Here is a 6,256-nt window from a genome sequence, read left to right as displayed (position 1 = left end):
ACGCGCCCCGAATGCCCCCGATCCCGCACCCGATCCCGACGAATCCAAACCGCACCCCGCATGGAGCAACAGAAGCGATGAACAGCATCCGTCACTTCCTGCTGGCGCTGCAGTTCTTCACGCGCGTTCCGGTAACGGGCGGACTCGCAAACTGGGTCGGCTTCAGTCCGCAGATGCTGCGTGCAAGTGCCGCGCATCTGCCCGGCATCGGATGGCTCGTGGGCTGCGTGGCGGCGTTGGTTTTCGTTGGCGTGGGCGCGGGGCTCGCAGGCGTTGCGGGCGCGCTCGTGGCCGCCGTGCTCAGTACCGTTGTCACCGTGATGCTGACCGGAGCTTTTCATGAAGACGGGCTGGCCGATGTGGCCGATGGCCTGGGCGGATCGGCCAACCGCGAGCGCGCGCTGGAGATCATGAAGGACTCGCGCATCGGCGCCTTCGGGGCCGTGGCGCTGGTGCTGGCGCTGGGTTTGAAGTTTGCACTGCTTGCCACGCTGGCGCAGCGCGGGCTCACCGTGGCGGCGGTTTCCGTCGTGGGAGCGCATGTGCTCTCGCGGCTGGCGCCGCTGTTCCTGATTCGATGCCTGCCCTATGTGGGGGACAGCGGGGCGAGCAAGGCCAAGCCGCTGGCGGACGCGATCAGTGGCGGCGCGCTGGCCATTGGCGTGGTGTGGTCGGTTCCGGCGGTGGCGCTGCTGCTGTATGCGCATGACGTTGCGCATGTCGTCGGGGCGCTGGTCGCGGTGGTGTTGGCTGCGGGCTGGATGGCGCGGCTGTTCGTGCGCCGGCTGCAGGGGTTCACCGGCGACGGGCTGGGGGCGACACAGCAGGTGTGCGAGCTGGCGGTCTATCTCGCGCTGGCCTGGCAGTGGCGGGCATGACAGGCACTGCAGCGGCACCAACGAACCCCGGCGCGCTCTGGCTGTTGCGCCATGCGCCCGTGGTGGCGCCGGCGGGCCTTTGCTATGGCGCGACGGACCTCGAAGCGGAAGCCGAGGCCACGCTGGCAGCCGCGCAGCGCATCGCGCCGCTGCTGCCTGCGGGCATCACGCTGCGCAGTTCCCCGCTGCGGCGCTGCGCTGCGCTGGCCGATGCCATCGTCGCGCTGCGCCCGGAGCTTCGCCTGCAGTTCGACGAGCGGCTGGTCGAGATGGATTTCGGCGGATGGGAAGGGCGGCCCTGGTCCGACATCGCGCGGGAAGAGTTCGAGGCCTGGACCGGCAATTTCGCCGACGCACCGGCGGGGCTGCATGGTGAGACCGTGCGCGCCTTCATGCGCCGCGTCGCTGCCGCGCATGCCGATTGGCTGGCCGATGGCGGCGGCGCCTTGTGGGTCACGCATGCCGGCGTGCTGCGCGCGGTGCAGTTGCTGGGGCAGGGCGTGTCGTGCCCCGAGCGTGCGGACCAGTGGCCGACCGATGCGGCGGCTTTCGGTGGCTGGCGGGTGGTCGAGCGAAACCGAGGCTGAGACCGGCGATAGCGCGGCCGGGCTGACCCGACCGCTACCGTCTCAGTTCTTGTTGCCCCGCCACTGCTCGCGCCAGAGCCGCTCCAGTTGCGGCGCCAACGCTGCCGGTGGCGAGCCCACCAGCCGGGTCTTGTTGTCGCGTTGCACCAGGCCGTAGATGCGGCCCGAGCCCTGGTCATACAGCGCGATCGCGTTGTTGTCGTGGCAATCGTGTGGCTTGCAGAAGGCGTGCAGCAGGTAGCGCGTGCCGTCGACAGTCACCCATTGCGGCTCGGGCGCGGGGCCTTCGCGGCGCACCAGCCAGCGGTCGGTCTCGCGCGTGCCCAGCGCGGCGCGCCAGGCCTTCTGCATGGCCGGGCCCTGTGCCAGCGCGGCGGGGCTGCCGGTGGGCGGCGGGGGCAGCTTTATGGCCTCGGGTTCGGCGGGCGGCGTCGCGGCGCGGGCGGCACCGTCGCAATGCCAGTAGCGCTGCTTCATCAACTCGGGCCCGAGCTGGCCGGCCACGGGCTTGTCGGCGTCCAGCATGATCAACTGGCCGAGCGGGTCGCGGTAGACCAGGAAGGTCATGGCGCCGGCCTTGCCCACGCTGCTCATCAACGCGAGGTCGAAATTCGCCGGCGGCGGGCGGTTGCCGAAGAAGCTGTGGGCTGTTTGCGGCGCGTTGCCGACAACGCGGCGCTTGCCGCTTTCGGCGATCAGCATGTCCTGGCGCACATGCAGCGTGGGCGCGGCCGTGTCGGCGCAAGCGGTCGACCAGCGGCCGCCGTAGAGCGCCATGGCATCGGGCGGCAGGCCACCTCCGCCGGCTTGTGCCCACGCCACGGCGGGAAGGCCGGCGGCGGTGGCCAGCAGGGCTGCGGCGACAAGGGCGCGTTGGTTCTTCTTCAAGGTCTTCAGGGACGTCATGCGGTGTGTGATTTTCGATCTGCGAGTGTTGTGTCAGGCCGTCTTGGGCGCGGGTGTCTTGGGCTTGTAGGCACAGAAGGTGGACACCGCGCATTCCCAGCAACGCGGCTTGCGCGCCACGCAGATGTAGCGCCCATGCAGGATCAGCCAGTGGTGCGCGTGCAGCCGGTATTCCGGTGGGATGCGCTTCTCGAGCTTGAGTTCCACCTCCAGCGGCGTCTTGCCCGGCGCGAGGCCGGTGCGGTTGCCCAGGCGAAAGATGTGCGTGTCGACCGCAATCGTCGGCTCGCCAAAGGCCACGTTCAGCACCACGTTCGCGGTCTTTCGGCCGACACCGGGCAGCGCCTCCAGCTCGGCGCGCGTGCGCGGCACCTCGCCGCCGTGCAGCTCGACCAGCATGCGGGACGTCTCGATCAGGTGCTTGGCCTTGCTGCGGTACAGCCCGATGGTCTTGATGTATTCCTCCAGCCCCTCGACGCCCAGGTCGTAGATGGCCTGCGGCGTGTTGGCCATCGGAAACAGCTTGCGCGTGGCCTTGTTGACGCCCACGTCGGTGGCTTGGGCCGACAGCAGCACGGCGGCCAGCAGTTCGAAGGGCGTGCTGTATTCGAGCTCGGTCTCGGGCGTGGGGTTGGCCGCCTGCAGGGTGGCGAAGAAGAGGGGGATGTTGTCTTTTTTCATGGGGATCCGTGGGGCGCGGCACCCGCCCGCTGCGTGGGGAAGGGCGGCAATAGCGCAATATATCGTTGAAAGCCGATGGCCTTACGCAGCATTCATGCACGCGGCTTTCGCGACAATGGCGCCCAGAAAGTGAGACTGACCATCATGCAATTCGCCTCCCGCCTCGACAACGTCGAAACCTCCGCCATCCGCGAACTCTTCAAGCTGCTGGGCAAGCCCGGCATCATCAGTTTCGCGGGCGGTTTCCCGGACAGCGCCATGTTCGACGTGGAGGGCCTGAAGGAGGCGAGCCAGAAGGCGCTGAGCGAAGAGCCCGGCGCCGCATTGCAGTACGGCGCCACCGAAGGCTACGAGCCGCTGCGCACGCAGCTCAGTTCGTTCATGAAGACCAAGGGCGTCGACGTCGACCCCAGCGGCCTGATCGTCACCACCGGCAGCCAGCAGGCACTGGACCTGCTGGGCAAGACGATGATTTCGCCCGGCGACAAGGTGATCGTCGAAGGCCCGACCTTCCTGGCGACCATCCAGTGCTTCCGCCTGTACGGCGCGCAGCTGATCAGCGCGCCCATCGACGCCAACGGCGTGAAGACCGACGAGCTGGAAAAACTCATCGCCGAGCACAAGCCCAAGTTCGTCTACCTGATCCCGACCTTCGGCAACCCGAGCGGCGCCACGCTGAGCCTGGAGCGCCGCAAGAAGGTGCTGGAGCTGGCGGTCAAGTACCAGACGCTGATCGTCGAGGACGACCCGTACGGCGACCTGTACTTCGGCGAAGCACCGCCGCCGTCGATCATGGCGCTCAGCAAGGAAGTGCCGGGCAGCCGCGAGCTGCTGGCCCATTGCGGCAGCCTGAGCAAGGTGCTGAGCCCCGGCCTTCGCATCGGCTGGATGATCGCGCCGGCCGAACTGCTGGCCAAGGCCACCATGTGCAAGCAATTCAGCGACGCCCACACCAGCACTTTCTCGCAGGCCACGGCCGCGCAATACCTCAAGAGCGGCCGCATGCCGGGCACGCTGGCGAATGTGCGCGAGGTGTACGGCCAGCGCGCGCAAGCCATGGGCGCGGCGCTGAAGCGCGAACTGGGTGATGCGGTGAGCTTCACGCAGCCCAATGGCGGCCTATTCTTCTGGGCCCGCCTGACGGGTGCCAACGGCAAGCTGGCCGATGCCAACGAACTGGCAAAGCGCGCCATCGAGAAGCTGGTGGCCTTCGTGCCGGGTGCGCCGTTCTTTGCCGAGAAGCCCGATGTGGCGACGCTGCGCCTGAGCTTTGCGACGGCCGACGTCGCGAAGATCGAAGAGGGCGTGAAGCGCCTCGGCCAGGCGCTGTAAAAGTAAGAAACCGCGCCTTCAGGGCATGTTCAGGGCGAGCGGTGCAGCCGCGGCGCCGCCAGCAGGTCCAGGTTGTCCGCAATGGCCGCATCCACGTTCGGATAACGGCCTTTCATCTTGGACAGCGTCATGATGGTCTGCAGCGCCTTCAGGTCCTTGACCGAGGGCGCAACCTTGATCTGCGCGATGGCGGCGGATGCGTTGCCCCCGTTGACCAATGCCATCACCTTGCTTGCCCAGTCGTTTGCGCGCGCCATGTCTTTCACCTGCTCTTTCAATTGAGCCGCCGACTGTACACATGACAGAGGGCGGTGGCGGGCGGAATGAATCGCCGCCGGGCCGCATTGGTTACCATCACCCATGAGAAAAACCTTTCAGCTCCAGGTCGAGGGCAAGCACCCAGACCGTCTCGTCGAAGCCATCAAGCACGAGATTCGCAAGTACATCAAGCGCGAACGCCGCCGCGTTCTGCCCGAAGGCTCCGATTTCTGGGACTTCGATTGCAAGTTCGGCACAGCCGAGGAATCGGCCGAAGTCGTGCACCTTTCCGCCATCACCGGCCTGATCGACGGCGTGGTCAAGGAAGCCGGCCCGCAGTTCTATGTCGAGGTCGTGGCCAAGCCCGGCAAGCGCGCGCCGCGCCCAGCCGGGGAACAAGCGGAAGAGCCGTCCGAAGAAGACTGACCGGGCCGACGTTTCTTCAGTCGGCCATTCAGTTCACCAGCAGCGCGCGGGCCAGCGCAAGCCCGTGGCGCTGTTCCACCTCTTGCAGCGAACGCGCAATCGACGGGTGCAGCCGCACCCCGTCCTTCGACTGCGAATCCCGGCGTTTCAAACCCCCTTCGCCCGGCAGCCGCACCGGCCTGGCCGGGTCGATGGGCGCGTTGTTCCGGCACTGGGCCGCCACATGGTCCATCTGGCGCAGGAAGGCTTCCTTGCCACCGAAGGCATGCAGGTCGTGCAGCGTGATGTGCACCGTCGCCCCCCAGCCTTCCGGCGGGTCCGCGCGGCCGAAGCCGGCCAGGCCACCGGTCAACGTTTCCACCAGCAGCGCCATTCCGTAGCCCTTGTGGCCATGGCTCAGGCCGCCGACCGGGAGCAGCGTGCCGGGCGGCTGGTCGAACAGCACCTGCGGATCGTTCGAGGGCTTGCCGGCCGCATCGATGAGCCATTCCTCGGCAAAGGTCTCGCCGGCCGCACGCTTGCGGTTGCTCATGCCGTTGGTGGTGATCGAGGCCGAAATATCGACCATCACGCCCCCCTGCGACAACGGAAAGCCCATGGCCAGCGGATTGGGCGTGAAGACGGCCTGCGTGCCGCCAAAAGGCGCGACGCTGGCGGTGTTGGGGTCGGAGCAGGCCAGCAGCATGAGCATGTCTTCCTGCAGCGCGCGCAGCATGTAGACGGCGAGGCAGGCGATGTGGTGGCTGCGGCGAATGACGAGCGAGGCGGTGCCGAGTTCGCGCGCACGCGGCACGAGGAGGTCCATGCCCTGGTCCATGAGCCAGGGACCGGGCAGGCGCTTGCCGTCCCAGAGCACGGCGGCGGGGCGGTCGGACAGCACTTCGGGCGCGCCGTCGCGGGTCATGCCACCGGACTCGACTTCCTTGACATAGCCGGCGAGCAGGGCGAGGCCGTGGGTGTCGTGGCCGAGCATGTCGCCTTCGACGAGGGTGCGGGCGACGCTGTCGGACATGGAGGCGGCGAGACCGGCTTTCTGCAGCAAGGCACTGGCGTAGTCCATGAGCGCGTCGGCGCGGTAGAGCGGGGCGGTTGCGGTGGTCATGTCGTTGTCTCCTTTGTTGGCTTGTGTTCTGGGCGCTGCTGCTTGGGAGCGGGCGCGGGAGCGGATGCGGGTTCATCTTTGGCGCG

Annotated in this window: 8 protein-coding genes; 4 read left to right on the top strand and 4 right to left on the bottom strand. The window is 67.7% G+C overall.

The features are described 5' to 3' along the window. The first annotated feature begins 77 nt into the window (after positions 1-77). The gene (gene cobS, locus DBV14_RS20680) at positions 78-878 is read left to right on the top strand and encodes an adenosylcobinamide-GDP ribazoletransferase (RefSeq protein WP_124461580.1); all 801 of its coding nucleotides are present in this window, start codon (positions 78-80) and stop codon (positions 876-878) included. Continuing rightward, positions 875-1,465 (top strand): histidine phosphatase family protein, encoded by a 591-nt coding sequence (locus DBV14_RS20675; RefSeq protein WP_124461578.1) that lies wholly within the window; start codon positions 875-877, stop codon positions 1,463-1,465. Before cobS ends, DBV14_RS20675 begins: the two co-directional genes overlap by 4 nt. Positions 1,466-1,507: 42 nt before the next feature. On the opposite strand, the gene DBV14_RS20670 is transcribed toward DBV14_RS20675, so the two are convergent. Both DBV14_RS20670 and nth read right to left on the bottom strand, forming a co-directional pair. Next, positions 1,508-2,371, bottom strand: a complete 864-nt coding sequence (locus tag DBV14_RS20670; RefSeq protein ID WP_124461575.1) for an Ivy family c-type lysozyme inhibitor — start codon at positions 2,369-2,371, stop codon at positions 1,508-1,510. 33 nt (positions 2,372-2,404) lie between these two features. Next, positions 2,405-3,052 (bottom strand): endonuclease III, encoded by a 648-nt coding sequence (gene nth, locus DBV14_RS20665; protein ID WP_124461573.1) that lies wholly within the window; start codon positions 3,050-3,052, stop codon positions 2,405-2,407. A gap of 144 nt (positions 3,053-3,196) precedes the next feature. On the opposite strand from nth, the gene DBV14_RS20660 reads away from it, so the two are divergent. Further along, positions 3,197-4,384, top strand: a complete 1,188-nt coding sequence (locus DBV14_RS20660) for a PLP-dependent aminotransferase family protein (protein WP_124461571.1) — start codon at positions 3,197-3,199, stop codon at positions 4,382-4,384. 29 nt (positions 4,385-4,413) lie between these two features. On the opposite strand, the gene DBV14_RS20655 is transcribed toward DBV14_RS20660, so the two are convergent. Then, positions 4,414-4,641, bottom strand: a complete 228-nt coding sequence (locus DBV14_RS20655; protein ID WP_124461569.1) for a hypothetical protein — start codon at positions 4,639-4,641, stop codon at positions 4,414-4,416. Between the two features lie 103 nt (positions 4,642-4,744). Between DBV14_RS20655 and DBV14_RS20650 the strand changes: the two genes are divergently transcribed. Continuing rightward, on the top strand, positions 4,745-5,068 hold the full coding sequence (locus tag DBV14_RS20650; RefSeq protein ID WP_124461567.1) for a DUF6172 family protein: 324 nt from the start codon (positions 4,745-4,747) through the stop codon (positions 5,066-5,068). A gap of 28 nt (positions 5,069-5,096) precedes the next feature. On the opposite strand, the gene DBV14_RS20645 is transcribed toward DBV14_RS20650, so the two are convergent. Next, positions 5,097-6,170, bottom strand: coding sequence for an Ldh family oxidoreductase (locus tag DBV14_RS20645; RefSeq protein WP_124461565.1), 1,074 nt, complete (start codon positions 6,168-6,170; stop codon positions 5,097-5,099). Between the last annotated feature and the right edge of the window lie 86 nt (positions 6,171-6,256).

The sequence above is a fragment of the Variovorax sp. KBW07 genome (assembly GCF_003852515.1).
In the GTDB taxonomy this organism is placed as follows: domain Bacteria; phylum Pseudomonadota; class Gammaproteobacteria; order Burkholderiales; family Burkholderiaceae_C; genus Variovorax.
The sequence above is the reverse complement of the archived record's forward strand: the minus strand, read 5'-3'. Positions and strand labels throughout refer to the sequence as shown.